The organism is Sphingobium sp. YR768 (genome assembly GCF_900111125.1).
GTDB lineage: Bacteria > Pseudomonadota > Alphaproteobacteria > Sphingomonadales > Sphingomonadaceae > Sphingobium.
Map to the genome: position 1 here is coordinate 1 of NZ_FOGE01000022.1, position 25,096 is coordinate 25,096.

The following is a 25,096-nucleotide window of genomic DNA, read 5'->3' on the forward strand; positions in this document are numbered from 1 at the left end:
AGCCTTGAACTCATCACTGAAATTGGGCTTCCCCATCGTCCCCTCCTGTCCTCAAAATTAGAATAGAAGGCGTCCAGAAATCTAGGGGCTACTCATCCCCAGTTCTTTCCATCGTAAATGCCCACCGCGTCGCTCTCATGAAAGGCGACATAAGATGACAAAATCACGCGCATTTTGCGGCTCTTTTGTCGCTTTAGGGCAAATACTCCCGCTCCAAACCGTCAATGCAGATGTCGCAGCTTGTCGGGGTTGCGCATGATGTAGATCGCCTTGACCTTGCCGTCCTCGATATCGAGCGCGGTGGTCTGCACCTCGCCATCGGCCTCGCGGGTGACGAAGCCGGGCAGGCCGTTGATGATGCAGGTGCGCAGCAGCGTCGATCCATATTTGCCGAACAGCACGGCCAGCGCCTTGTGCACCTGCATGACCTGACCATAGCCGATCGCCGGACGGATCGCGGCCGGGCGCTTGCCGCCGCCATCGCTATGAAGGCTCACATCGGCGGCCAGCAGCGCGCCCAGTGCGCTCATGTCACCACTGCGGGAGGCGGCGAAGAAGGCGCCGGCAATTTCCATGCCGCGCGTCTTTTCCACCTGATAGCGGGGCCGGGCATCGCGGACATGGCTGCGGGCGCGGGCGGCCAACTGGCGGCAGGCAGCCGCGTCGCGGCCGACGGTGGCGGCGACTTCCCCAAAGCCTAGCCCGAAAACATCGTGCAGCAGGAAGGCGGCGCGCTCCAGCGGAGAGAGCCGTTCCAGCGCCAGCATCAGCGGCAGGGTCACGTCCTCCTGCGCATCCTCTTCCTCGACCAGCGGTTCGGGCAGCCAAGGCCCGACATAGGTTTCGCGCTGCACCCTCGCCGATTTGAGCTGGTCGAGGCAGAGGCGCGTCACCGTGCGGCGGAGAAAGGCTTCGGGCTCACGAATATCGCCGCGATCGACGCCCATCCATCGAATGAAGGCTTCCTGCACCACATCCTCGGCATCGGCGACCGACCCCAGCATGCGATAGGCGACCCGGATCAGCCGGGGACGCAGCGGGTCGAAACTCTCGGCTGCGTCCATCTGCGTCCCCCGCTGCATCAGGCCGCCGCCTTCATCGGCATATCATACCAGAGGTTGAAGCCGACGGCGATGCGGTTCCAGCCGTTGATGATGTTGATCATCAGGGTCAGCTTGACCTGCTCTTCCTCGGTAAATTCCCAGTTGAGCGCTTCCTTCGCAGCTTCATGCGTGTGGCCCTTGGCAATTTCGGTCAGCGCCTCGGTCCAGGCCAGCGCCGCGCGCTCGCGGTCGGTATAGCAGGGCGCCTCGCGCCAGGCGGTGAGCAGGTAGATGCGCTGCTCCGTCTCGCCCTTCGCGCGCGCTTCGTAAGTGTGCATGTTGATGCAATTGGCGCAGCCGTTGATCTGCGACGAACGGATTTTCACCAGTTCGATCAGGCTCGGCTCCAGACTGTCGGCGATGGCGGCGGAGAGGGCGGTCCAGCTCTTCATCAACTGGGGCGCGGCGGCATAGGGATTGATCTTGTCGGTCATGATGCAGTTCCTTTCCTCAAGTTCTGCAACCATGACGAGACAGGTGCGGCGGATGTGACATGGGGCCGCCTTATTTTTTGGCGCAGGGAAAAAATTTACATCCTCGACGCTCTGGACAGGGGGCGCGGGCGGCGGCTACCCGCCGCGCCCTATGTCAGTCATTGCAACCATCATGAACACGGCCACCGGCCAGCCCATCCAGAAAATGAAGTTCGAGCGCATGCCCAAACCCTGGGTGTCGCTGAACCTTGAAAATGGGGAGTTGGTGACAGCCGACCGCGTCGTCGTCGGGAAACCGGCGCCGGGGAAATTCATCACCCCGGTCGAAGTCTGGGTCACGCCCAAGACGCTGGGATAGGGCGCCTTTGGCGCGGCATCGAAAATGCGCTCTTCCGCGCATTTTTCAAACAGACTCTCAGCGCGCCTCGCGCCGCCATCCCTGATCCATGCAAATAAAAAGGGCTGGCGCATAGTCCCGATGCGCCAGCCCTTGCTGCGTTCCTCCAAGCCTTGATGCGACCCAAGGGCTCTTCGTCACGCTGCGACTATTAGACGTCGTCCAATGCGATCAACCGTGCAGCTTGATCGCAGTTTCTGCGATGCGACGACCCTGATAGCGGGCGCCGTCCAGTTCTTCCTCGCTCGGCTGGCGGCTGCCGTCGCCATCGGCCAGCGTGGTGGCGCCATAGGGCGATCCGCCGCGCACCTTGTCAACGCCCATCTGCCCCGCAAAGCCATAGTCGAGGCCGACGATGGTCATGCCGAAATGCAGCAGGTTGGTGATGATCGAGAAGAGCGTGACTTCCTGCCCGCCATGCTGCGAGGCGGTTGAGGTGAAGGCGCCGCCGACCTTGCCATTCAGCGCGCCGCGCGCCCACAGGCCACCGGCCTGATCGAGGAAGGCCGCCAACTGGCTCGACATGCGGCCAAAGCGCGTGCCGGTGCCCACGATGATGGCGTCATAGTCGGCGAGGTCCGCGACGGTGGCGATCGGTGCTTCCTGATCCAGCTTGAAATGCGCGGCCTTCGCGACTTCGAGCGGCGCGGTTTCAGGCACGCGTTTGATATCGACGGTCGCGCCGGCAGCCGCGGCGCCTTCGGCCACGGCCTTCGCCATCGTCTCGATATGACCGTAGGAGGAATAATAGAGAACCAGAACCTTAGCCATGATGCGTCTCCGTTTTTTGCGGGAGGGGGGAAAGGGATGGCCGCTCACATGAGGGGATGCGAGCGGCCGGGCCCGTCCGGGGAGGGGGTTGGACGGGCCGAGGGGGTCAGATGCTATCCACCAGAACGATCTCGGCATCCTCGATCGCGGTGATGGTTATGGGTGCGCCGCCGATGATGGCTGCGCCGTCGCGCGCTTCGAAGGGCTGGCCGTCAATCTCGATCCGGCCGGTCGCCGGGACGAGATAGAGATGGCGTCCTTCGCCGCTGTCATAGGTCACGCTCTCGCCCGCCCGGATCGTGCCGCCCAGCAGGCGGGCGTCGGCGCGGATACGCAGTGCTTCCCTGTCATCATCATAACCGCTCGCCAGGACGACCAGCTTGCCGGAACGATCGCCTTTCGGGAAAGGCTTGGCGCCCCAACTGGGCTGGCCGCCGCGCGCGCGGGGGATGACCCATATCTGGAACAGGGTGGTGGTTTCATCCTCCAGATTATATTCGGCGTGGCGGATGCCGGTGCCGGCCGACATGACCTGAACGTCGCCCGCTTCAGTCCGGCCCTTGTTGCCCAGACTGTCCTGATGGGTGATCGCGCCGGTGCGGACATAGGTGATGATTTCCATGTCGCTGTGCGGGTGTGGCGGAAAGCCTGAACGCGGACCGATTTCGTCATCGTTCCACACCCGGATCGCGCCCCAGTGCATGCGTTCTTCATCATAATAATCGGCGAAGGAAAAATGGTGGCGTGCGTTGAGCCAGCCATGGTCGGCATGGCCCAGCGACGCGAACGGGCGGCGCTCGATGCGGCTCGTGGTGGTCGTGGACATACATATTGCCTTTCGTTGCGGAGGCAGAGGCTTCCGCTTGCTTTCCGCCAATCTAGCCATCAGTGTCGTTTCTTAAACCGGCAGCTTTGAAACGGATTGTTTCCCCAATGCGACTACCTGACTTTGAGGCATGGGCGATGTTCGCCGCCGTGGTGGAACATCGCAGCTTCACCGATGCGGCCAAGGCTTTGAGCGTGTCCAAGGCGACCGTGTCGAAGGCCGTGACCCGGCTGGAGGAGCATCTGGACACCAGCCTGTTCAACCGCACCAGCCGCCGTCTGGCGCTGACCGAAAGCGGCAAGCGCTTGGCCGACCATGCCCAGCGCATATTGGTCGAAGGGCAGGCGGCGGAAGAGGCCGCGCGGGACGAGACGGCGGACCTGTCCGGCGTGGTGCGGCTGGGTGCGCCGATGACCTTCGGCCTGCTCAGGGTCGCGCCGCTGATCGCGCAGTTCACGAAAGAACATCCGCTGGTCGATGTCGACCTGCATCTGTCAGACGCGAAGATCGATATTGTGGAGATGGGGCTGGACGCCACCATCCGCATCGCCGACATGCCCGACAGTTCGCTCCGCGCGCGTCGGCTGGCCGATGTCACCATGCACACCATCGCCGCCCCGGCCTATCTCGATGCACGGGGGCGGCCGCAGCACCCGTCCGATCTCGGCACGCATGATTGCCTTTGCTATTCCAACGTCGCCACGCCGGACGTCTGGCGCTTTTCCGGGCCGGGGCAGCAAAATGTCGTGGTGCAGGTGCGCAGCCGCATCACGGTAAACAGCGGGGAAGCGATGCTGCCTGCGCTGCGGCTGGGGGTCGGCATCGCGCGCCTGCCCGATTTCATCATCGGCGACGCGCTGGCGAAGGGCGAGGTGGAGGAGGTGCTGGTCGACTGGCGTCCAGCGCCCTTCGGTCTGCACCTCGTCACCCCGCCATCGCGCCTGCGCCCTGCGCGGGTCGACGCGCTGCTGGACTTCCTGACGAAGCATCATGGCTGTTAACCCAACTCGTCAACCTGGCTGAAAAGGGTTGATCGGTGCGGCGTGCCGACCATGCTGAATGGTCGTGCGAACCTTTCGTTTCGCAGGTGAATCCAGCTTGACTCCGGGTAGGGCGTTTCGGCTTCAACTCTTTGTAAATAGATTCGTTTTGCCGCGACTCGTGGATTTCTGCCGGTTAGCAAAAAATTAACCTTTGTCCTTCAGAAGTTTTTTGGTTAATGAATTGGAGCAGAAGCCGTTCTGGTGGGGTGAACGGGACCTGCGACACAAAGGGGCTTCACATGCGCGTGCTGCTGATTGAGGACGAACCGACCACGGCCAAGGCGATCGAGCTGATGCTCACGACCGAGGGGTTCAATGTCTATACGACCGATCTGGGCGAGGAAGGCCTCGATCTGGGTAAGCTCTATGATTATGACATCATCTGTCTGGACCTGAACCTGCCGGACATGCACGGCTATGACGTGCTCAAGAAGCTGCGCGCGGCCAAGGTGCAGACGCCGGTCCTGATCCTGTCGGGCATCAGCGAGATGGATAGCAAGGTCCGCTCCTTCGGCTTCGGCGCCGATGACTATGTGACCAAGCCGTTCCATCGCGAGGAACTGATTGCGCGTATTCACGCCGTGGTGCGCCGGTCCAAGGGGCATAGCCAGTCGGTTATCCGCACCGGCAAGCTGTCGGTCAATCTGGACGCCAAGACGGTGGAAGTGGACGGCAACCGCGTGCACTTGACCGGCAAGGAATATGCGATGCTGGAGCTGCTGTCGCTCCGCAAGGGCACGACGCTGACCAAGGAAATGTTCCTGAACCATCTTTATGGCGGGATGGACGAGCCGGAACTCAAGATCATCGACGTGTTCATCTGCAAGCTGCGCAAGAAGCTGGCGCTGGCTTGCAGCGGCGACAATTATATCGAAACCGTCTGGGGCCGTGGCTATGTGCTGCGCGATCCGGACGATATCTTGGAGGAACAGGCCAAGGTCGCCTGATCCGCACAGACTTTCGAGGGGGTGGAAAGGCCGGCAGTCCGCAAGGATGTCGGCCTTTTCCGTATCCTGCGTTTCGGCGCAAATACGCAAAATACAAAAATGCTTTTAAAGGCCCGTTTACCACTAGCGCGCTATTCCCATGGCAAAGGAGCCAATTCGTTCATGGGCCAAGCCGCACATCACAGTCTGGAAGCTGCGTGGCATGCGATCTGCCGTTCGCAGGCGGTGATCGAATTCGATCCCACGGGCATCATCCTGTGGGCTAATGATCTGTTCCTGGACGTCATGGGCTATCGCTTGGATGAGGTCGTCGGGCGGCATCACCGGATATTCTGTGACGAAGCGCATGCGCGCAGTCACACCTATTCCGAATTCTGGCGCAAGCTGGGCATGGGCGACTTCGATGCGGGCGAATATCGGCGACTGGGTCGCGATGGTCGTGAAGTCTGGTTACAGGCGACCTATAATCCCGTATTCGACGCCGAAGGGCGGGTGCAGCGCATACTGAAGATCGCGACCGACACAACCCCGTCCAAGACATTGCGGGCGGAACTCAAGACCATGGTCGATGGGCTGGTCGAAATCGTCGACGGCATCGGCCTGATCGCGAACCAGACCAACCTGCTCGCGCTCAACGCCACGATCGAAGCGGCCCGCGCAGGCGAGGCCGGACGCGGATTTGCCGTGGTCGCGGCGGAGGTCAAGAAGCTGGCCGGTGACACGCGATCGGCGACGGATCGCGCCCGCGCGATGGTCAACGCGGCCGTCTGACGATAGGAAAAAGGCCGACGGGATATCCCGCCGGCCTCATCCCTTTTTACGATTTTGTCAGGCGCGGATTGCTCTGCGCCTGATCCATAATGCCGTCAGAATTCCAGATTGAACCGGCCATAATAGAAGCCGCCGCTGATGCCGTAGGGTGCATAGGCATTGTAAAGGCTACCCGCCAGCCGGTTCACCGGCTTCAGCTTGTTGGGATAGGTGTTGAGCAGGTTGTTGGCGCCAACCGACAGTTTCACGCCCTTGGCCAGCTTATACCCCAGTTCCAGGTCGAATATGGTCTTGGGCTTCAGCTTTTCGTCGGCATAGCCTGACGTGCAACCGGTGCTTCCCGCCGTGCAGGACACCCAGTCCGCCGTGTGCAGCACGGTCGCCGCTGCGCGCTGCGTCACCTTGCCAAAGCGGGTGGCGCGCAGATTGGCATTGAAATCGCCGGTTTCCCACAGGAAATTGGCGATGAACTTGTTACGCGGCGTGCCTTCGCTCAGATCGCCCTGCCGGTCGCGTGCGACGAAGGAGACGCCGCTGCCACCCGTTGGCGGAGGATCGATATGAGTGAAGACGGTCTTGTTGAAATTGGCCGACAGCGAACTCGTCAAATTGCCAAGGCCGCCCAGATTGGCGCGATGGGTGGCGACGATATCCAGGCCGCGAGTCCGCGTATCGGCTGCGTTCGAGAAGATGAGCGCACCAAAATTGCCGGCATAGCCGTTGGCGTTCAGAATATTGACGACCGTCGTGCCCGATAGCGTACCGCTGAGCAGAATGCGGTCCTTGACCTTGACCTGATAGGCATCGACCGTGAGGTTGAAGTTGGGCAGGGGGGTCAGAACAAGCCCGGCCGAGAAGTTGGTCGATTTTTCGGGCCTGAGCGGAACGGCGCCAAGCGCCCGCGCCGCTGCGCTGTCGACCGGCAGCGCGACCACCGGGCGCAACTGGCTGACGCCGTCGATGACCACGCCGATCGTGCTGGACGAGTTATAATGCTGTTGCTGGAGCGTGGGTGCCCGGAAGCCTGTGCTGGCCGTTCCGCGGATCGCTATGCCCCTGACCGGTTCTATGCGCAGTGAAGCCTTGCCGGTATCGGTGGTGCCGAAATCGGAATAATCCTCATGCCGTCCGGCCAGGCCGAATTCGACGCCCTCGACGATCTTGCCCTCGATATTGGCGTAGGCGCTCCAGTTGTCGCGGCTCCAGCTGCCCGATCCTTCGGGGGTAAAGCCGATGACGCCCTGCGATCCGATGCCGCTGGCATAGGTGCCGCCGCGCCAGCCGCCGACGGGGAAAATATAGCCGCCATTCTCGTAGGAAACAGAATCGCCGGGGCTGATGACGAACTTGTTCTTCTTATACTCGCCGCCCACCGCGACCGAGAGCGGCCCGGCCAGGCCGATGTCGAACTCCTTGCTGAGGTCCAGATTGCTGACCCATTCGTCAAAGCGGAGCTTGCCGAGGTAGAAATGGGTCGGGCTTGCCGTGCCAAGTGACGGGTTGAGCGATGTTGTTTGGGAATATTTGACCTCGTCCTGCCCATAGCTGGTGCTCAGGTCGAAATGCACGCCGCCGCCCACTTCGCCGCGCAGGCCGCCAGCGAACTGGAAATCCTCGTCATAGACATGGATGCGCGGGATATAGCCTTCGGGATAAATGGAGATGATGTTGTTGGCTGCTTGCGGCGTGCGATAGGTCAGCCAGCCAGCCGCATGACGCTTGGAATAGGTGCCGAAACTATAGAGTTCCAGACTGTCGCCCACCGGCAGCATGGCATCATAGCCGAAATTGCCGCCGATGACCTGCGGCTGGCCATATTTGGCGCGGATGCGATCCGGATTGGCGTTGCGCGGATCTCCGGTCGGATAGAATTGCCCGGTGATCGGGCTGCTCTTGACGATCGTATTCTCCTGAAGCACGCCGTCGCCAGACAGGTGGATGTAGCCGCCATCCTGGCCCAGCGCGAAGCCATTGTCGATCTGCCAGCGGGCCTGCCATCCGCCATTGTCGGCCGTGCTGCCCATGGTCAACGCCGCGCCGCCAGAGGTGTCATTCTTCAGGATGATATTGACCACGCCGGCGATCGCGTCGGACCCATATTGCGCCGACGCGCCGTCGCGCAGCACTTCGATCCGCTGGATCGCATTGCCGGCGATCAGGTCCAGGTCCGGCGGCGACTGGCCGTTCTGCACGCTACCGTTGATGAACAGGGTGGCGGTATTGTGGCGGCGCTTGCCGTTCACCAGCACCAGCAACTGATCACCGCCCAGGCCGCGCAGCGACAGGGTGCGCACGGCCCAGCTCGCGCCAGCGCCATTGTTCGACACGTTGATCGATGGGACCAATGTGCCGAGCAGGTCGCGCACCGACTGCTTGCCGCTCGTTTCCAGATCTTTTGCGCCCAGCACGTCGATCGGCGCAAGGCTCTCCGCCACGGTACGGGTGGTGGTGCGGGTGCCGGTGACGATGATCGGGGTGGCGTCTTCTACCGGTTCGGGGGCCGGCGCCATCGCCAGGCTTTCACTGGCTGCGCCGGGCAGGCTGGCCTGCGCGAATTGCAGGGCCAAAGGGCCACGGCGCGCTGCGCTGCGGTTGGGAGGGCCGGCGAGGGCGATGACGCCTACGCCTGCTTCCGAAGATTTGAGATCGGTGCCAGCAAGTAGTCGATCGAGTGCGGCCTGGGTCGACATCCATCCTTGTATGCTGCGGCTGCGGACCGTGGCAACCTCGTCATAGGGAAAGAGGATGCGCACGCCAGACTGGGTGGAAAGCTGGCGTAGCGCGCCGCTCAGGGGCTGAACCGCAATGTCGAACTTGTGCCGCTGGCTCATTGCTGCATCGGTTTTTGCAGCTGCGAAAAGTTGAGTGGGCGAGGCAAGGCAGATGGCGAGGGCAGTCCCCACCATGACGTGGCGTATACGCATTGTCAGTTCCCCTGATCTAGCGGCGCTCAAGCCGCTCAATTACCCCAGACGAAGCAATTGCGACATTCCGCTACTTCATATGTCATCTTTGAGACATAAAATACTGCTGATAAGAGTATGAGAAATAGTCGCAGGCAGACGTGATGATGCGGCCTGACAGTGATGCTGCGTTGCGGTGGATTCAGGCGCCGGTTTGCAAAAACCAGCGGTCCGGGCCTTGCAGGCCGATGGCGGTCAAGCGACCGGAAAAATAGGCCCCGGTGTCGATGCCGATGCGGTTGGGGCGATCATCAACCTCCGGCGAAATGCTGTGGCCGTGCACAATCATCATCGGATGCATCCCCTCATGATCCAGAAAGAGGCGACGGACCCAGCGCAGGTCGGCCCCTTGCTGTTGCGCGATCGGCACGCCCGGCCGGATACCGGCATGGACGAACAGATAATCGCCGATCGCCACGCTGTCGGGCAGGGCGTCGAGAAAATCGACATGATCGCGCGGCACATGGTTCAGCATCCAGCTTGCCAGATCGCCATCGGTCATGGTGTCGAACAACAATGGCGCCAAGCCATAGCTGGCCAACGTTTGCGCGCCGCCGGCCCGGCGAAAGGTGGGCAGGATGCGCACGTCGCCGCGCGCGGCAAGGATGAACAGCTCCTCATGATTGCCCTTGACGCATCGTACGGCGTCACCGTCCGCCGTCAGCCGCATTACCCGCTCCACGATCTCCCGCGACGCAGGGCCGCGATCGATCAGATCGCCCAGCAGGATCAGATGCGGCGCCATCGGCCCGCGCGCCCGATCGTCCAGCGCGATCAGGCGCAGCAATTCCTCCAGCAGATCCAGCCGTCCATGCACGTCGCCGATCGCATAGACACGCCTGTCCGCGCCCAGGCTGGGGGGCGGACGATCGATGGACTCTGCGTCCCGCTGCTTGCCGATGCGCCAGAAGGTCATGGCGCCCAGTGTCGCATCACAGGCGGGGGAGTGTCACCCCTTGCTGCCCCATATATTTGCCCGCGCGGTCGGCATAGCTGACTTCGCACGGTTCATTACCCTGGAGGAACAGGAACTGGCAGGCGCCTTCATTGGCATAGATTTTGGCGGGCAGCGGCGTGGTGTTGGAAAATTCCAGCGTTACATGGCCTTCCCAGCCCGGCTCCAGCGGCGTGACGTTCACGATGATGCCGCAGCGGGCATAGGTCGACTTGCCAAGGCAGATGACCAGTACGTCACGCGGCACCCGGAAATATTCGACCGTGCGGGCCAGCGCGAAGCTGTTGGGCGGGATGATGCAGCAGTCGGTCTTGCGATCGACGAAATTCTTGGGATCGAAATCCTTGGGGTCGACGATCGTGCTGTCGACATTGGTGAAAATCTTGAACTCGTCCGCCACCCGCGCGTCATAGCCATAGGAGGACAGGCCGTAGCTGATGCACCCTTCACGCCGCTGGCTCTCCACGAACGGCTCGATCATGCCGGTCGTCTGTGCCTGTTCGCGAATCCATTTGTCGGAAAGAATAGCCATATTTCTGCCGCATGGGATGAGGGGGAAAGGGAGTCAAGCAGATGCCTCAAAGGTCAGGTGCATTGCAGGATCATCCATGCCTTTGTGAAGTCCCGTTGTTCCGCATCCTGACGTTTGATCCAGAAATAGAGACGGCCGTAATCGCCCCACATCATGTCGGCATCATCATCACTGTCGAGCTGAAGCAGCAGATGCCAATCGACCGCGCCGCTCTCAAGCGCCTTGGCCGCCGGTGCATGATAACCTTCAGGCGTGCCAATATAGATACCATTGGACGCCAACTGGCATTCAAGTTCCATGCTATCATTCTGGATGGAATGCGGGTGACCACCCAGTTGATGCGCGGGTGAAAACTCGGCCTGTGCCTTTTCAACGGCCTCCCATTCTTCTTCTGAAAGAGACATGTAGTCCATGCCCAACCGTTCAGGAGAAGGCAGGCTGACGCCGTTGCGGAGGCGAAACCCTACTTCCGAAAATGGTTCGATGCTTTGGGGGCGAGCGACAGCCTGGGGATTGAAAGGCCCATGGAGAACGGCCCAACTGCCCCTATCTGCGGGATCAAAACCCCAGGTTGATTGGTCGGCATCGTAGAAAAAGAATAGCATGCCATCACCTGGCAGCCACTCCGGAGCGCCCGCACCTTTGGCTTGAGCCAAGTCAATCTGGGCCAGAAAGGCAAGGGGGCGGCCCTTCCAGTAGGGCCATTCCAGATTGTCTGGCAGGTCTGGCCAGCCGCCCAACTTGGTCAGGGATTTATGCCCGCTCTCGAATAGGACGCACGGCAAAGCGGCTTCTTTCATGCGACGGATGACATCCATGCTTTGCGGAAGATCGGTTGTTTTGGCTGTAGGTCCGGTTCGCCAGAAGGAGAATAGTCGCTCAAACCAACCCATGGATACTCGCCGTTACAGGATGCCCAGATCTCTGGGACCAAAGGCATGGGGAAGAAGATCGGCGACGCGCAGGTCGAGCACACGGTCGCCGCTGGGCGTGGCGCAATAGATGGCGAGCGTCCGCCCGGCCATCTGTTCCGCCTCGTTCATGATCTGGCGGCATCGGCCGCAGGGGGTGACGAGCGCCTCTTCGGCGGCATCCATCGCACCGCCCACCACCGCGATTTCCGCCACATCGGCGAAGCGGCCCTGCGCATTGACGGTCGCCAGCGCAACCGTTTCGGCGCAGAGCGAGAGGCCATAGCTGGCATTTTCGAAGTTGCAGCCGGTAACGATGCTGCCGTCGGTCAGCCGTACCGCCGCCCCCACGGCAAAGCGGCTATAGGGGGCATGGGCGTTGGCCATCGCGGCGCGTGCGGCGGCGATCAACTGTCCAACTTGCTGTTCATCTTGCATCAGGGCGCCACCACATTCCATCGGACCGGACCATCGACGCCGTCGATATGCCGCATGTCGCTGGCTGTCCACATCACCCACGGCTTGGTCGCATAATCGGGCGGGAAGAAATTGCCGTCCAGCCACAGCGTTCGGTTGATGCCGGAGCCGATATCATAGGCTTTGTCGAAATCCTCGCTGACGTTGAGCAGGGCCGGCTTGCCCGCATGGCTCTCCACCAGATTGATCAGCGTGTTGAGGTCGGACAGCAATTGATCGCGGCCGGGGCGTGCCTTGCATCCCGGTGTGAAGCTCAACCGTATGACCGGGGGCAGGGCGGCATTGTCACGCGGCACCGTGGTCATGAAGCTGGTTGCCTGATCGCTTGGCTGACGGCACAGGCTGAATTCGATCAGGGCGCCATAACGCATCCCCGCCGCGCGCGCGCCGCGCAAATTGGCGGCGAAGGCCGGATCGCGCCTGCCACTGGCATCCGCCGCGCGCAGGTAGGCCAGGTCCGCCCCCTGCGCAGCCAGCGTGCCCCATTCGACCGAGCCGTTGTCCGACGAGATGGTGACGCCCTGCACCGGATATTGGTCCCGGCTCGGCGCCCAGCCGCGGGCATAGAGCCACAGCGCCAGAGCCAGCGCCGCGACCACCGCCAGTCCTGCCCCAATCCGGAACAGCAGGCCCCCCAAAGTCACAACCCTGATCGTCTTACCCCTTGATATGCAGCACGCAGATCAGCGTGAACAGCCGCCGCGCCGTATCGAAATCGACCTCGATCTTCCCCTCCAGTCGCTCCTTCAGCACCTCCGCCGCATCATTGTGGATGGCGCGGCGGGCCATGTCGACCGTCTCGATCTGTTGCGGGGAGGCGTTGCTGATCGCCTGATAATAGCTGTCGCAAATGGCGAAATAGTCACGGATCGGGCGGCGGAACCGGCCCAGACCCAGGATGATCGCCTCCAGCGGGCTGTCATCCTCCCGGTTGATCTCTATCACCAGCCGGCCTTCCTCGACGCGCAGCATTACCTTGTAGGGGCCGGCATAGCCGTCGGCATGGTCGCGCTGTGGCGCGAAGTGATTATCTTCCAGCAGGTCGAAAATCGCGATGCGGCGTTCCTGCTCCACGTCGGCGTTGCGCCACAGGATCGTGCGCTGGTCCAGTTGGATGTCTATGATGCGCGGATCGGCCATATGCAAGCGAACAGTCAGTGCGGCGAGGCGCGCCGAAATGCAAGCGGGACTTATCCACAGATGCGTGGTTCTGGCCCCTTGCGCATGTCCGGTCGGGAGAGGAAAGAGAGCGGATGGTCGAACTGCTGAAAATCAACCCCGCCGAAACGGGCGGAACCGAACTGCCGCGCAATGTCGAAGCGGAGGCCGCGCTGCTGGGCGCGATCATGATCGACAATCGCATTGCCGAGGATGTGCAGCTCAAGCTGAAATCCGAACATTATTTCGAGCCGCTGCACGGCCGCATCTATGACGCGATCATGCGGCTGCTGGACAAGGATATGGTCGCCAATCCGGTAACGCTGCGGCCGATGCTGGAGCAGGACCCGGCGCTCAAGGAGCTGGGCGGTCCTGCCTATCTGGCGCAACTCACCGGCAATGGCGCGGCGCTGATCGGTGCGCGCGATTTCGCCAGCCAGATTTACGACCTTGCTCTGCTGCGACAGCTTGTCAGTGTCGGGCGGGAACTGGTTGAAAATGCGCTCGATACGAGTGAAGAGGTCAACCCGCGCGAACAGATTGAGGCGGCCGAAGTCGCACTCTACAAGGTGTCGGAGGGCGAGGGCGAGACAGGATCGGTCAAGAGCTTCCTGACCGCCTCGACCGCCGCCGTTCAGGTGGCCGAGCGCGCGCTGAACAGCGGCGGCCATGTGTCGGGTATCACCACCGGTATCAACAGCCTGAATGCCAAGATCGGTGGTCTGCACAATTCCGACTTGATGATTCTGGCCGGGCGCCCGGGCATGGGGAAGACATCGCTGGCGACCAACATCGCCTATAATGCCGCGTCCCGCTGGCTGCGCGATCATGGCGACGGCATTCCGCTGGAGAAGAATATGGGCGCCAAGACGGCCTTCTTCTCGCTCGAAATGTCGGCGGACCAGCTGGCGACCCGTGTTCTTGCCGAACAGTCGGGCATTTCGGGCGAAGCGCTGCGCATGGGCAAGATCAGCCGGGCGGATTTCCAGAATCTGTCCCGCGCTGCCCGTGACCTTCAGGAACTGCCTTTGTTCATCGACGATACGCCGGGCCTGACGATCGCGGCATTGCGGACCCGCGCGCGCCGTCTGAAGCGTCGCCATGATATCGGCTTCATCGTCGTCGACTATCTTCAGCTGTTGCAGGGTAGCGGGCGCGGCAACGAGAATCGCGTGAACGAGATTTCGGAAATTTCGCGTGGTTTGAAGACCTTGGCCAAGGAACTTCATGTGCCCGTGCTGGCCCTGTCTCAGCTCAGCCGCGCAGTCGAACAGCGTGAGGACAAGCGGCCCCAGCTATCCGACCTTCGTGAATCCGGATCGATCGAGCAGGACGCGGACATGGTCTGGTTCGTGTTCCGCGAAGATTATTATGAGGCGGCCAAGGAACCCAAGCCGGAGGATGAGGCCGCCTATGCTGCGTGGAAGGAGAATATGGAGCGCATCTACGGCAAGGCGGAAGTGATCGTCGCCAAACAGCGTCACGGTTCCACCGGCCGCATCCGCATGAAGTTCGACGCGAAGATCACCCGCTTCTCCGATCTGGCCGAAGATGGCTACGAAGATCTGAGTTACGAATAATCCCGGAAAATTTGTCATTCCCGCGAAGACGGGAACCTATCTCCCAACCCATATTCTTGGTGCAGGGTCGAGAGATGGGTCCCCGCTTCCGCGGGGATGACGATAGCGTATAAAGCGGGGCGTTATGCGGCCTTCGCGGCTTTCGCCCGCGCCGCCACCCGCTTCTCCAGCATGGACAGCGGCATCGCGCCTTCCTCCAGAATGGCGTGGAACTGTTTGAGATCGAAGGCATCGCCCAGTTCCGCCTGCGCCGCCGCACGGGCCTTCGTCCAGACGCCATGACCGACCTTGTAGCTGGTCGCCTGACCCGGCTGGGTGCAATAGCGTTCAACTTCACGCTGGCAGCGGGGACGGGCGAAGCCGGTCTTTTCGACCATATAGTCGGTCGCCTGCTTCACATCCCACTTTTTGGCGTGGATGCCGGTGTCGACCACCAGTCGCGCCGCGCGGAACAGGAAGGACTGGAGATAGCCGGCCCGGTCGATCGGCGTTGCATAGCCGCCCAGTTCGTCCGCCAGTTGCTCGGCATAGAGCGCCCATCCTTCGGTATAGGCGCTCATGAAAGCGGTCTTGCGCAGCATCGGAATATCGCCGGCGGTTTGCGCCGTCGAAATCTGGAGATGATGGCCCGGCACGCCTTCATGATAGGTGAGCGAGGGCAGGCCATATTTGGGCCAGTCGCCGACATCCTTGAGGTTGATGAAGTAGATGGCCGGGCGCGAGCCGTCGAGCGCCGCGCGATTATAATAGCCGTTGGAGGCGCCATCCTGAATCTCGACCGGCACCGCGCGGATTTCCAGCGGGGTATCAGGAATGGTCGCGAAGGCATTGGGTAGCTTGGCTTTCATCGCGTCGACGTCGCGATTGAGCTGGGCCAGCAGGGCGGCGCGCCCTTCCGCACTGTCGGCATAAAGCTGGGCCGGATCGACATTGAGCGCGGCCAGCCGCTCGCCGATCGTGCCGCCGGTGCGTCCGGCATCCTTGAGGATGGTGTCGAGCTGGGCGCTGATGTCGGCGACCTGCTCCAGTCCCATGGCGTGTATCTGCTCGGAGCTCAGGTCCGTGGTGGTCGCCTGCTTCAGGGCGGCCGCGTAGATTTCATCGCCACGCGGGGTGCGCCATACGCCGTCCCCGGCAGCGGTCTTGCCCTTGAGCGCTTCGATCGCTGCAATCTGTTCGTCGAGCGCGGGATAGATGGCTTTTTCCACGATCGCGCTGGCCTGTCCCTGCCAGTCGCCGGCGATACCCTTGGCAGCGGCACGTTTGACCAGTGACTGCACCATGGAACTGTCGGCGGCGGGCTGGCTGCGCAGCTTCTTCAACTGGCCCAGCGTCAGGTCCTGCGACCAGCCGGGGGCAAGATAGCCGCGCGCTGCTTCATCCCGCTGGAGCGCCGTGTCAGTCCGCAGGTTACGCGCAAAGGCGTCGAGCCGCGCGACATAGGCCTCGCAATCCGGCGCTGCGACGATCGTATGGGAGGTGTTCAGAAAATCGGGGGTCGAGAAATAGCTGCCGCCCTGCTGAAAGATGCGATAGGGGCGCTGCACGCTGTTCAGCCCGAATTTCCCTGCTGAAACAGTCTGCTGGTCGAGCGCATAGAGCACGACGTCGAGGTTCAGCCGCTGCGCGTCGGACAGACTGGCGGACTTGAAACCGTCCAGTTCCTTGATCGCGGCCTGGGTGGCGGCCAGCTTCTTCATCATGCCCGACTTGCTATTGTCGTCGAGCTGACTCTTGGCCATCGACCGCGCGCCCTTGTCCAGGCCCAGGCTCGTGACCATCGCGGGCGACAGATCGAGTTGCCGTTCGAAGATCGACGCGAAGGCGGCCGACAGGCGGGCGTCATCCCCGCCGGTCTGGGCCAGCACACGCGGCGCGGCGGCGCTCAGCGCAACGGCGCCCGTAGTGGCGAGAAATTGACGGCGATCCATGCGGCGACTCCCTTATCCTTGAATAAGGGAGACTTTCTAAGCCGGGGATATGATCCGTCCAGAGGCTTGCAACAATGTTGCGTGCACGCTGCCGGGCACGGGAAGGGTCGTGGCGGCCGGGGTCAGCAGATGCGCTTCGAGCAGGTCGAGGATATGGCTGTCCTCCTGCGCATCGAATTTGCGGGCGAACAGGTCCGGGCTCAGCGTCAGCCGCAGCGCATCGCGCGTGACGAAAGTGCGAGGACGCAATTTGATGTCGCCGTCGGGAATCCAGTCGATCGTGCGCAGATCGTCATTCACGATCTTGCCGCCGGAAAAGGCGTTCATCATCACCGTCTGGAAAAAGCCTTCATCGGCGATCAGCGTGCGGCGGTAGAAACGCTTGAACCGCTCGGTGGCCGGATCGTGGCAGGCAAAGTCGCAGAAATTGCGGGTGACCGCTTTCCACTGGGTGCCGATATAGGGGGTGACTGCGGCCATGGGGCCACGGCGCACGCCGGTCCGCACAATCCGGTTGAAGGCCTCCAGAAAATAATGGCTGAGACGATTCATCGTGTCGGGACGGACCACCTGTTGCGGAACGGCGCGAATGAACTCCGTCCCATCATGGCTGGCCAGATAGTTGGCGATATAGGCCTGCGACTTGAGCGGAAAATCCTGTCCGCTCAGGTTGATGAAATAGCGCCAGTCCGCATTCATCTCCAGCAGCTTCGCCATGCCCCGCAATTCCGCGTCGACAAGGCTGTAACCGCCCCACAGCATCTTGCGCGAAGGCAGCATCGCGACATTGGCATAGGGTTTGAGGAAGGCGGCAATGTCGGCGATCATCTTCGGTCCGGACCGCAGATCGACATGGATCAGATACTGATTTCCCGGTACATAGATGGCCCGGAACATGCGCTTGAACTGTTCGGGGAAGCGATGGACGAGAATCAGATAAGCGATCATGCAAGGCGTACTCCATCGGGCACGCGTCCGGTCAGGCGACCAGATGCGGTGCGGGTGTTTCCAGCCTTTTGGAAAATGATCGAAACTGGGTCCGATCGGCATAAGGGGTTCAGGTCGAAGCGAGGCCGCCCCGGTCCTATGCCGAGATCGGCATATAGGGATTGCGCAGGGCGATTGTTAGGGGCGCGCCGAAATGAGGTCGTCAGACATGCAGGAGCGTCCGCCGTACCAGGAGCGGCGGACGCTTGCGCCGGTTAGAAAACCGGCTGGTTCGCCGGGTCGTCAGGATCGGCGACGGGAGTCGGGATCGGTGACACCGGCGAGTGGATACCACATTCCACCTTGTCCCAGCCGCGCCAGCGACCCGCGCGCGGGTCTTCGCCCGGCATCACCTTGGATGTGCAGGGTTCGCAGCCGATCGACAGATAGCCCTGCGCCTCCAGCGGGTGACGGGGCAGGTTTTCGCGGTCGAAATAGACTTCCAGATCCGACTTGGTCCAGTCGCCCAACGGGTTGAGCTTCAGCCGGCCATCCTCCACCTCGAACCGGGGCAGGTTCTGGCGCGTGACCGACTGGAACGCCTTACGGCCTGAAATCCAGGCGTCCAGGCCATCCTTGGCGCGCTTCATCGGCTCGACCTTGCGGATTTCGCAGCAGCCGTCGGGGTCATAGGACCAGCGCAGGCCGGTTTCGTCCTTCTTCGCGATCACGTCCGCGATCGGCGCGACGGTGCGGCTGTCGGTAAAGCCGAGACGCTTGATCAGCGTGTCGCGATAATTGAGCGTCTCGGCAAACATCTTGAGCGTGTCGACGAAGATGACGGGGACATTCCTGTCCGCCTTGGCCACCAGATCGAGCAACACCGCGCTTTCCGTGCCGAAGGAGGAGACGACGGCGACATTGCCGGCGAGCCCTTCTGCGAACACGGTCTTGAGCATGGTGATCGTATCGACGCCCTCGAACCGCGCGTTGAGCGCGTCGGCATCGGCCTGCGTAAAGGCAGGGCGGGCGTCGATCATGTCGATCTGGCGGGCAGGTTCAGCCATCAATTTTCTCCGGGTGCCGTTTCGCCCAGACGGGCTGGCGGCCATCGATCGCCTTTTGATAGACGTCGGCATAGCGATTGAGCGCGCGATCGACGGCGGCATCGTCGAGCGCTTTATTGGGGTGGAAGCTGTCGAAGCCGCAGCGGCGCATGGCGTTGATCTGGTCCACCAGCACATCGCCCACAGCGCGCAATTCGCCCTGATAGCCCGATTCCCGCAATATGCGCGCGGCGGAATAGCCGCGGCCATCCCCATAGGCCGGGAAGTTCACCTCGACCAGCGAGAGCCGGTCGAGATAGGGCAGCAATTCGCGCGCATCCTCGCCCGGTTCGACCCGAACGGCGGTGGCGTTGGTCTGGCCGGTGAAGGATTCGACCGTGACGGCCGGTTCCTGCGCGGATTCGCCGTCGCGGAAGGAAAGAAATTCAACCATCTTAAAAAATCCGTTCGGGCTGAGCGAAGTCGAAGCCCATGTCAGAGCGGAGCGAAGACACCTCACTGCGTTCGGTGGAGCCCTTCGACAGGCTCAGGGCGAACGGTTGTTGTTTGCACTCAACCATAGATCGCCTCCTTGAAGGGCTTCATGCCAAGACGGCGATAGGTGTCGAGGAAGCGCTCTCCGCTTTCCCGCTGTGCAAGGTAAAGATCCGTGACCTTCTCGATCGCGTCGACCACGCCGTCCTCGGAAAAGCCCGGTCCGGTGATCTGGCCCAGCGACGTATCTTCCGCGCCCGATCCGCCCAGCGACAACTGGAAATTCTCCACGCCCTTCCGGTCGACGCCCAAAATGCCGATATGGCCGGCATGATGGTGGCCGCAGGCGTTGATGCAACCGCTGATCTTCAGCTTCAGTTCGCCCAGTTCGGCCTGACGTTCCGCGTCGGCGAAGCGCTGCGCGATTTTCTGCGCCAGCGGGATCGAGCGGGCGTTGGCGAGCGCGCAATAATCCAGGCCGGGGCAGGCGATGATGTCGGTGATCAGGTCGAGATTGGCTTCTGCTAGACCAGCGTTTTCCAGTTTCTGCCAGATGGCGTAGAGGTCCGCCTTCTTCACATGCGGCAGGACGAGATTCTGCGCATGGGTGACACGCAGTTCGTCGAGCGAATATTGCTCGGCCAGCGACGCGACCAGTTCGATCTGTTCGGCCGAAGCGTCGCCGGGGATGCCGGTCAGCGGCTTCAGGCTGATATTGACGATCGCATAGCCCGGCTGCTTGTGCGCCGCGACCTGACGGTCGACCCACAGGGCGAAGGCCGGATCGGCGCGATCGATCGCTTCGCTCAGGCCCGTTTCATAGGCCGGGTTGGCGAAAAAGGCGCGGATGCGGTCCAGCTCTTCGACGGGCGGATTGAGGCCGAGCTGCTTCATATGCGCAAACTCTTCCTCGACCTGGCGCTTATAGTCCTCGACGCCAATCTCATGGACCAGGATCTTGATGCGGGCCTTATACTTGTTGTCGCGGCGGCCGTAGCGGTTGTAGACGCGCAGGCAGGCTTCCAGATAGGAGACGATCTCCTCTTCCGGCACGAAATCGCGGATCTGCGGGGCGACCATCGGGGTGCGACCCATGCCGCCGCCGGCATAGACTTCGGCGCCGATCACGCCATCCTTCGACACCAGCTTCAGGCCGATATCGTGCAGGCGCATCGCTGCGCGGTCGTCGTCCGACGCGATCACCGCAATCTTGAACTTGCGCGGCAGATAGGTGAATTCCGGGTGGAAGCTCGACCATTGGCGCAACAGTTCGGCCCAGGGGCGGGGATCTGCCACCTCGTCGGCGCTTACGCCCGCATATTGGTCGGACGAGATATTGCGGATGCAATTGCCGCTGGTCTGGATCGCATGCATTTCCACCGTCGCCAGTTCGGCCAGGATGTCAGGCGCATCGGCCAGCTTGATCCAGTTATATTGCAGGTTCTGGCGCGTGGTGAAGTGACCATAGCCCTTGTCATACTTCGCCGCGATCTCGCCCAGCTTGCGCATCTGCTTGCCGGAGAGGGTGCCATAGGGGATGGCGACGCGCAGCATATAGGCGTGAAGCTGGAGATAGAGGCCGTTCATCAGCCGCAGCGGCTTGAACTGATCCTCGGTCAGCGCGCCGGTCAGGCGCCGCTGCACCTGATCGCGAAATTCATCGACACGGGCGTCGACGATGGACTGGTCATAGCTGTCGTAGCGATACATGGTCAGATCACCCAGTTGCCGGCGTCGGCATCATTCGGTTTGAGATTGAGGTCGGGGCGGACAGTCGGGCCAAGGGCGCGGATGCGGTCCTTGATATGGGCCGGGCGCACGCCTTCGTCGGTCACGGTCGCATCGATCACATAAGCGCCCACGACGCGCAGCGCGGCTTCTTCGGTGCGGGCGAGATCGTCGCCCTTGTCGCCCACGTCTGCGCTATCGCCAACCTGCCGCGACCAGCCGTCGCCCGCCCACCAGATGACGTCGCCGCTCACCAGGTCATTGCCCGTCAATATCTTCATGCCACCCTTTTCCAATTTGGCCTTTTCCCATCCGGCCCGGTCGTTGCCGAACCCTCCATAGTCTCTGCCGTGTCGCGATAGGCGATCAGCGCGTCCTGCGCCAGCGCATGGGCGGCGACTTCACCGACCACGATCAGCGCCGGGCTGACCACCTGTTCCCGCACCACCATGTCGCCCAGATCGGCGAGCAGGGTGCGCAGCGTGCGCATGTCCGCGCGCGTCCCATTTTCCAGCACGGCGACGGGCAAGGTCGGCGACACGCCATCGGCGATCAGCTTGTCGGCGATGTCGGCAGCGGTCGCCACGCCCATATAGATAACGAGTGTACGGCCCTTACCCGCCAGACCGGACCAGTCCTGATCGGTCAGCCCCTTGCACTGGCCAGCGACGAAGCTGACTGCGCTGGACGCGGCGCGATGGGTCAAGGGGAGTTGCGCGGCCGCCGCGCTGCCGATCGCGGCGCTGATCCCTGGCACCACCTCCACCGGTACGCCGGCGGCGCGGCAGGCATCGACTTCCTCGCCGCCCCGGCCGAAGATGAACGGATCGCCGCCCTTCAGCCGAACGACCCGGCGCCCTTCACGCGCCAGATCGATCAGCAGGGCGTTGATTCCCTCCTGCGGCATCGAATGGCGGCTGCGCTGTTTGGCAACGGAGATCAGTTCGGCGTCGGGCGATGCCAGCGCCAATATGGCGTCGGATACCAGCCCGTCATGCACGATCACGTCGGCGTCGCCGATCAGGCGCACTGCCTTGAGCGTCAGCAGTTCCGGATCGCCCGGTCCCGCGCCCACCAGGTGGACGGTAGCAGATGCATTTTGAGCCATGGTCGCCCACATGGCGAATGCGCCGCGTGAGTTCAATTCAGAATGGGTATGGCGGGGATTAGGAAATGTTTTCGCGCTCTTGCCGGATAGGGGCCGGATAGGTCCCGGCTCAATCGCCCATGACGGCGACGTCGATATCCTTCAGCCCCACGCCGATGGATGCGCGGGGCGTCTCGATCTCCGCCGACACCACCGGATAGGCGCAATAATCGGCGGCATAATAGGCGCTGGGCCGATGATTGCCCGATACCCCGACGCCGCCGAACGGCGCGTTGGAAGAGGCGCCATTGGTCGGCCGGTTCCAGTTGACGATACCGGCCCGGATGTTCGACCAGAAGAGATTATATTGCTCGGGCGATCCGCCGATCAGGGAAGCGGACAGGCCATAGCGCGTATTATTGGCCTCCGCGATGGCGTCCTCAAATTCCGTTACCCGGATCACCTGAAGCAGCGGGCCGAACAGTTCGACATCGGGACGCTCCTTCATCGCGGTGACGTCGATGATGGCGGGCGTCAGAAAGGGCAGGCCCTTTTGCGGGCGCACCATATGCTTGATCGGCCGGCCGCCATTGCTCATCAGCCACAGGAAGCTTTCGGTCAGGCCATCGGCGGTCTGGTTGTCGATCACCGGTCCCATATAGGGGGCGGGGTTGGCATGGGGATGATCCACGATCAGCCGGTCCGCCAGCTTCTTGACCTCGGCGATCAGGCGATCGGCGAGGCTTTCCTTCACGATCAGGCGACTGGCGGCGGTGCAACGCTGGCCGCTGGTCATGAAGGCCGACTGGACCACAAGTGTCGCGGCCGCACTGATTTCCGGCGTGTCCCACAGGATGATCGGATTGTTGCCGCCCATCTCCAGCGCCAGAATCTTGGACGGATTGCTGGCAAATTGGCGGTTGATGGCGATGCCGGTTTGCGCCGATCCGGTGAACAATATGCCGCCGACATCGGGGTGCGCGTTCAGCGCCTTGCCCGTATCTGCGCCGCCGATCAGCAGTCGGATGACATCGGTGGGCACGCCCGCTTCATGGTAGAGCTTCACCAGCATTTCGCCCACGGCGGGCGTCTTTTCCGACGGCTTGAACACCACGGCATTGCCCGCCAGCAGCGCGGGAATGATATGACCGTTGGGCAGGTGCGCCGGGAAATTATGGGGGCCAAGCACCGCCATCACGCCATGGGGCTTGTGCCGCACGGACTGGCGCGCGCCCAGCGCCGCTTCCAGCCGCTTCTGCCCGGTGCGTTCGGAGTAGGCGGCGACGCTGACGTCTATCTTGCCCATGACGGCGGCGACTTCATTGCGGGCGTCCCACAGCGGCTTACCGGTTTCGCGGGCGATCAGGTCCGCCAGCGCATCCTCGTGCCGGCGCACGACATTGACGAAGCGGCGCAGCGTTTCGATGCGATAGGCGATGGGCTGCGCGGCCCAGCGCGGCCAGCCGGCGCGGGCGCGCGCGACTTCCGTATCGACATCGCCCGGCTCGCCTTGCCACAGCAGGGCGCCGGTTGCAGGTTCATAAGATGTAAGCGCGACCATTTGGGCCGGAGGTATGATGGAAATTGGTTAAGGAATGGCGAGGGATATTTTCAACTCGTCGCTTTCGGCCCCAGCGCTTCCCCCATGCGCCGGATCGCGGCGACCTTGGAAGATAGCGGCCCCCAGTCGTCATCGCGGTCGATCGCGCTCCAAATCGCTTCGACTTCCTCGATATGCATGGAGCAGGGCGTTTCGTCGGTCCAATAGGCATGATTCCGCGCGCCGGGCGTCGCGGTAAAGTTCTGGATCGCTTCCCGGAAAGGCGCCCATGTAGCATCGCCATAGGCGGCGTCATCCCCCGCCACGCCGCCCCGCCAGTCATGGAAGAAACGATCGATCGGCGTCGCACTCGTCACCATGCCGCGCACGGCGGACTCGATCATCGCACCGGGGTCCGCACCCGGCTCGACGCCCAGCCGCCAGCAGAAACGACGCTGCATCGCATCGCCATAGAGGGCCGGGAATCGCTCCAGTTGCTCGATCAACGCCGGCGCCTCGACCAGCGCGCGCAACGACACCGCCAGTTGCGCGACGTCCCAGTGAATCGCCTCGGCCTGCCGCCCGAAAGCATAGAGACCATTATGATCGAAATAGGCGGCGGTGAAATTCGCGTCCCACAGCGGGGTGAAGCGCCATGGCCCATAGTCGAAACTCTCACCGGTCACATTTATATTGTCGCTGTTGAGCACGCCATGCACGAAGCCCGCGACCATATAGCTCGCCGCCAGATCGGCGGTACGCTCCACCACGCGCCCCAGCAGTTGCGCGGGCGGATTGTCGTCGGGAATTTCGTCATAGAGCCGCGTCAGGGCATAATCGGTCAGCCGCTCCAGTAACGCCTTGTCTTCATGAAAGGCCGCGCGCTGGAACGTGCCGATGCGGATATGCGAATGGCTCAGCCGCACCATCGCCGCTCCGCGCGTGGGGGAGGGTTCGTCATTGCGCTCCAGCGCCTCGCCCGTCTCGATGATGGAGAAGGTCTTTGACGTGTTGACGCCCAGCGCCTCCAGCATCTCCGTCGCCAATATCTCCCGCACGCCGCCTTTCAGCGTCAGCCTCCCGTCGCCAAAGCGGCTATAGGGGGTTTGTCCCGATCCTTTGGTGCCCATATCGAGCAAGCGATCGTCGGCATCCCGCATCTGCGCGAACAGGAATCCGCGTCCGTCGCCGATATCGGGATTATAGTGGCGGAACTGATGGCCATGATAGCGCAGCGCCAGCGGCCGGGGCAGGCTGCCCTCCAGCGGCTGGAAACGACCGAAATGCGCGATCCATTCCGCGTCACTCAGCCCATCCAGCCCTACGGACTCCGCCGCCCGGTCGTTGCGATAGCGCAGGATCGTTTGTGGAAAGTCTGCGGCTGCGACCGGATCGCCGATGTCGGGCATCAGCGTGTCGATTTCGGTCGCGGGGCGATAATTGGCGGCTTGCGGCGTCTGGTTCATAAGGCGAT

At 62.3% G+C, this 25,096-nt stretch carries 25 protein-coding genes; 5 read left to right on the plus strand and 20 right to left on the minus strand.

What is annotated here, in order from left to right; translation table 11 throughout:
• Nucleotides 1-221 precede the first annotated feature (221 nt).
• A complete protein-coding gene (locus BMX92_RS19695) occupies nt 222-1,082 on the minus strand; it encodes a sigma-70 family RNA polymerase sigma factor (RefSeq protein ID WP_093019700.1) in 861 nt (286 codons plus the stop codon).
• Nucleotides 1,082-1,537 (minus strand): carboxymuconolactone decarboxylase family protein, encoded by a 456-nt coding sequence (locus BMX92_RS19700; RefSeq protein WP_093019702.1) that lies wholly within the window; start codon nt 1,535-1,537, stop codon nt 1,082-1,084. Before BMX92_RS19700 ends, BMX92_RS19695 begins: the two co-directional genes overlap by 1 nt.
• Nucleotides 1,538-1,709: 172 nt before the next feature.
• Between BMX92_RS19700 and BMX92_RS19705 the strand changes: the two genes are divergently transcribed.
• Nucleotides 1,710-1,895, plus strand: coding sequence for a hypothetical protein (locus BMX92_RS19705; RefSeq protein ID WP_004212193.1), 186 nt, complete (start codon nt 1,710-1,712; stop codon nt 1,893-1,895).
• 210 nt (nt 1,896-2,105) lie between these two features.
• Here the strand turns inward: BMX92_RS19705 and wrbA are convergent, their stop codons facing one another.
• Together wrbA and BMX92_RS19715 are read right to left on the minus strand one after the other, a co-directional pair.
• Nucleotides 2,106-2,705 (minus strand): NAD(P)H:quinone oxidoreductase, encoded by a 600-nt coding sequence (gene wrbA / locus BMX92_RS19710; protein WP_093019704.1) that lies wholly within the window; start codon nt 2,703-2,705, stop codon nt 2,106-2,108.
• Between the two features lie 106 nt (nt 2,706-2,811).
• Nucleotides 2,812-3,531, minus strand: a complete 720-nt coding sequence (locus BMX92_RS19715; RefSeq protein ID WP_093019706.1) for a pirin family protein — start codon at nt 3,529-3,531, stop codon at nt 2,812-2,814.
• A 107-nt stretch (nt 3,532-3,638) separates the two neighbouring features.
• Here BMX92_RS19715 and BMX92_RS19720 point away from each other — a divergent pair, with 107 nt between their 5' ends.
• The 3 genes from BMX92_RS19720 (at nt 3,639) to BMX92_RS28320 (ending at nt 6,292) form a co-directional block, all read left to right on the plus strand.
• A complete protein-coding gene (locus BMX92_RS19720) occupies nt 3,639-4,532 on the plus strand; it encodes a LysR family transcriptional regulator (protein WP_093019708.1) in 894 nt (297 codons plus the stop codon).
• A gap of 281 nt (nt 4,533-4,813) precedes the next feature.
• A complete protein-coding gene (gene ctrA / locus BMX92_RS19725; protein WP_093019710.1) occupies nt 4,814-5,521 on the plus strand; it encodes a response regulator transcription factor CtrA in 708 nt (235 codons plus the stop codon).
• Nucleotides 5,522-5,683: 162 nt separating this feature from the next.
• Complete coding sequence (locus BMX92_RS28320; protein WP_093019712.1) at nt 5,684-6,292, plus strand: methyl-accepting chemotaxis protein; 609 nt, start codon at nt 5,684-5,686, stop codon at nt 6,290-6,292.
• Between the two features lie 95 nt (nt 6,293-6,387).
• Here the strand turns inward: BMX92_RS28320 and BMX92_RS19735 are convergent, their stop codons facing one another.
• From BMX92_RS19735 to BMX92_RS19765, 7 genes are all read right to left on the minus strand, one after another.
• Entirely contained in the window at nt 6,388-9,216 is a 2,829-nt protein-coding gene (locus BMX92_RS19735; RefSeq protein ID WP_093019714.1) for a TonB-dependent receptor plug domain-containing protein, read from the minus strand.
• A 181-nt stretch (nt 9,217-9,397) separates the two neighbouring features.
• On the minus strand, nt 9,398-10,171 hold the full coding sequence (locus BMX92_RS19740; RefSeq protein WP_093019716.1) for a metallophosphoesterase: 774 nt from the start codon (nt 10,169-10,171) through the stop codon (nt 9,398-9,400).
• Nucleotides 10,172-10,187: 16 nt separating this feature from the next.
• Nucleotides 10,188-10,742, minus strand: coding sequence for a dCTP deaminase (gene dcd, locus BMX92_RS19745; RefSeq protein ID WP_093019718.1), 555 nt, complete (start codon nt 10,740-10,742; stop codon nt 10,188-10,190).
• A gap of 53 nt (nt 10,743-10,795) precedes the next feature.
• Complete coding sequence (locus BMX92_RS19750; RefSeq protein WP_093019720.1) at nt 10,796-11,635, minus strand: YwqG family protein; 840 nt, start codon at nt 11,633-11,635, stop codon at nt 10,796-10,798.
• Between the two features lie 12 nt (nt 11,636-11,647).
• Entirely contained in the window at nt 11,648-12,091 is a 444-nt protein-coding gene (locus BMX92_RS19755; RefSeq protein WP_093019828.1) for a cytidine deaminase, read from the minus strand.
• Entirely contained in the window at nt 12,091-12,774 is a 684-nt protein-coding gene (locus BMX92_RS19760) for a GH25 family lysozyme (protein WP_371262482.1), read from the minus strand. The genes BMX92_RS19755 and BMX92_RS19760 overlap by 1 nt, the downstream gene beginning before the upstream one ends.
• A 13-nt stretch (nt 12,775-12,787) precedes the next feature.
• On the minus strand, nt 12,788-13,270 hold the full coding sequence (locus BMX92_RS19765; RefSeq protein WP_093019722.1) for a UPF0262 family protein: 483 nt from the start codon (nt 13,268-13,270) through the stop codon (nt 12,788-12,790).
• 113 nt (nt 13,271-13,383) lie between these two features.
• Here BMX92_RS19765 and BMX92_RS19770 point away from each other — a divergent pair, with 113 nt between their 5' ends.
• The gene (locus BMX92_RS19770; RefSeq protein WP_093019724.1) at nt 13,384-14,868 is read left to right on the plus strand and encodes a replicative DNA helicase; all 1,485 of its coding nucleotides are present in this window, start codon (nt 13,384-13,386) and stop codon (nt 14,866-14,868) included.
• Between the two features lie 122 nt (nt 14,869-14,990).
• On the opposite strand, the gene BMX92_RS19775 is transcribed toward BMX92_RS19770, so the two are convergent.
• The 9 genes from BMX92_RS19775 to BMX92_RS19815 all read right to left on the minus strand — a co-directional run bounded on the left by BMX92_RS19775 (nt 14,991) and on the right by BMX92_RS19815 (nt 25,088).
• A complete protein-coding gene (locus BMX92_RS19775) occupies nt 14,991-16,799 on the minus strand; it encodes a DUF885 domain-containing protein (protein WP_093019726.1) in 1,809 nt (602 codons plus the stop codon).
• Nucleotides 16,800-16,835: 36 nt separating this feature from the next.
• On the minus strand, nt 16,836-17,747 hold the full coding sequence (locus tag BMX92_RS19780; RefSeq protein WP_093019728.1) for a beta-1,6-N-acetylglucosaminyltransferase: 912 nt from the start codon (nt 17,745-17,747) through the stop codon (nt 16,836-16,838).
• Between the two features lie 254 nt (nt 17,748-18,001).
• Nucleotides 18,002-18,793, minus strand: coding sequence for a phosphoadenylyl-sulfate reductase (locus tag BMX92_RS19785; RefSeq protein WP_093019730.1), 792 nt, complete (start codon nt 18,791-18,793; stop codon nt 18,002-18,004).
• Nucleotides 18,786-19,226: a DUF934 domain-containing protein gene (locus tag BMX92_RS19790; RefSeq protein WP_093019732.1), complete on the minus strand. Its 441-nt coding sequence runs from the start codon at nt 19,224-19,226 to the stop codon at nt 18,786-18,788. The genes BMX92_RS19785 and BMX92_RS19790 overlap by 8 nt, the downstream gene beginning before the upstream one ends.
• 119 nt (nt 19,227-19,345) lie before the next feature.
• Nucleotides 19,346-20,977: a nitrite/sulfite reductase gene (locus BMX92_RS19795; protein ID WP_093019734.1), complete on the minus strand. Its 1,632-nt coding sequence runs from the start codon at nt 20,975-20,977 to the stop codon at nt 19,346-19,348.
• Nucleotides 20,978-20,979: 2 nt separating this feature from the next.
• Nucleotides 20,980-21,276 (minus strand): DUF2849 domain-containing protein, encoded by a 297-nt coding sequence (locus BMX92_RS19800; protein ID WP_093019736.1) that lies wholly within the window; start codon nt 21,274-21,276, stop codon nt 20,980-20,982.
• Nucleotides 21,273-22,103 carry a uroporphyrinogen-III C-methyltransferase gene (gene cobA, locus BMX92_RS19805; RefSeq protein ID WP_093019832.1) on the minus strand — a complete coding sequence of 277 codons (831 nt, stop codon included), beginning with the start codon at nt 22,101-22,103 and terminating at the stop codon, nt 21,273-21,275. Before cobA ends, BMX92_RS19800 begins: the two co-directional genes overlap by 4 nt.
• 109 nt (nt 22,104-22,212) lie before the next feature.
• Nucleotides 22,213-23,643 (minus strand): succinylglutamate-semialdehyde dehydrogenase, encoded by a 1,431-nt coding sequence (gene astD, locus BMX92_RS19810; protein WP_093019738.1) that lies wholly within the window; start codon nt 23,641-23,643, stop codon nt 22,213-22,215.
• Nucleotides 23,644-23,693: 50 nt separating this feature from the next.
• Nucleotides 23,694-25,088: a protein adenylyltransferase SelO family protein gene (locus BMX92_RS19815; RefSeq protein WP_093019740.1), complete on the minus strand. Its 1,395-nt coding sequence runs from the start codon at nt 25,086-25,088 to the stop codon at nt 23,694-23,696.
• Between the last annotated feature and the right edge of the window lie 8 nt (nt 25,089-25,096).

Excerpts from the sequence above, each read along its gene's own strand:
- BMX92_RS19720 (WP_093019708.1), top strand. The coding sequence starts at position 3,639 with ATGCGACTACCTGACTTTGAGGCATGGGCGATGTTCGCCGCCGTGGTG.
- BMX92_RS19780 (WP_093019728.1), bottom strand. The coding sequence starts at position 17,747 with ATGATCGCTTATCTGATTCTCGTCCATCGCTTCCCCGAACAGTTCAAG.
- BMX92_RS19755 (WP_093019828.1), bottom strand. The coding sequence starts at position 12,091 with ATGCAAGATGAACAGCAAGTTGGACAGTTGATCGCCGCCGCACGCGCC.
- BMX92_RS19785 (WP_093019730.1), bottom strand. The coding sequence starts at position 18,793 with ATGGCTGAACCTGCCCGCCAGATCGACATGATCGACGCCCGCCCTGCC.
- cobA (WP_093019832.1), bottom strand. The coding sequence starts at position 22,103 with ATGGCTCAAAATGCATCTGCTACCGTCCACCTGGTGGGCGCGGGACCG.
- BMX92_RS19715 (WP_093019706.1), bottom strand. The coding sequence starts at position 3,531 with ATGTCCACGACCACCACGAGCCGCATCGAGCGCCGCCCGTTCGCGTCG.
- BMX92_RS19735 (WP_093019714.1), bottom strand. The coding sequence starts at position 9,216 with ATGCGTATACGCCACGTCATGGTGGGGACTGCCCTCGCCATCTGCCTT.
- BMX92_RS19770 (WP_093019724.1), top strand. The coding sequence starts at position 13,384 with ATGGTCGAACTGCTGAAAATCAACCCCGCCGAAACGGGCGGAACCGAA.
- BMX92_RS19705 (WP_004212193.1), top strand. The coding sequence starts at position 1,710 with ATGAACACGGCCACCGGCCAGCCCATCCAGAAAATGAAGTTCGAGCGC.
- BMX92_RS28320 (WP_093019712.1), top strand. The coding sequence starts at position 5,684 with ATGGGCCAAGCCGCACATCACAGTCTGGAAGCTGCGTGGCATGCGATC.
- BMX92_RS19765 (WP_093019722.1), bottom strand. The coding sequence starts at position 13,270 with ATGGCCGATCCGCGCATCATAGACATCCAACTGGACCAGCGCACGATC.
- dcd (WP_093019718.1), bottom strand. The coding sequence starts at position 10,742 with ATGGCTATTCTTTCCGACAAATGGATTCGCGAACAGGCACAGACGACC.
- BMX92_RS19750 (WP_093019720.1), bottom strand. The coding sequence starts at position 11,635 with ATGGGTTGGTTTGAGCGACTATTCTCCTTCTGGCGAACCGGACCTACA.
- BMX92_RS19740 (WP_093019716.1), bottom strand. The coding sequence starts at position 10,171 with ATGACCTTCTGGCGCATCGGCAAGCAGCGGGACGCAGAGTCCATCGAT.
- astD (WP_093019738.1), bottom strand. The coding sequence starts at position 23,643 with ATGGTCGCGCTTACATCTTATGAACCTGCAACCGGCGCCCTGCTGTGG.
- BMX92_RS19790 (WP_093019732.1), bottom strand. The coding sequence starts at position 19,226 with ATGGTTGAATTTCTTTCCTTCCGCGACGGCGAATCCGCGCAGGAACCG.
- wrbA (WP_093019704.1), bottom strand. The coding sequence starts at position 2,705 with ATGGCTAAGGTTCTGGTTCTCTATTATTCCTCCTACGGTCATATCGAG.
- BMX92_RS19695 (WP_093019700.1), bottom strand. The coding sequence starts at position 1,082 with ATGCAGCGGGGGACGCAGATGGACGCAGCCGAGAGTTTCGACCCGCTG.
- BMX92_RS19775 (WP_093019726.1), bottom strand. The coding sequence starts at position 16,799 with ATGGATCGCCGTCAATTTCTCGCCACTACGGGCGCCGTTGCGCTGAGC.
- BMX92_RS19700 (WP_093019702.1), bottom strand. The coding sequence starts at position 1,537 with ATGACCGACAAGATCAATCCCTATGCCGCCGCGCCCCAGTTGATGAAG.
- ctrA (WP_093019710.1), top strand. The coding sequence starts at position 4,814 with ATGCGCGTGCTGCTGATTGAGGACGAACCGACCACGGCCAAGGCGATC.
- BMX92_RS19800 (WP_093019736.1), bottom strand. The coding sequence starts at position 21,276 with ATGAAGATATTGACGGGCAATGACCTGGTGAGCGGCGACGTCATCTGG.
- BMX92_RS19815 (WP_093019740.1), bottom strand. The coding sequence starts at position 25,088 with ATGAACCAGACGCCGCAAGCCGCCAATTATCGCCCCGCGACCGAAATC.
- BMX92_RS19795 (WP_093019734.1), bottom strand. The coding sequence starts at position 20,977 with ATGTATCGCTACGACAGCTATGACCAGTCCATCGTCGACGCCCGTGTC.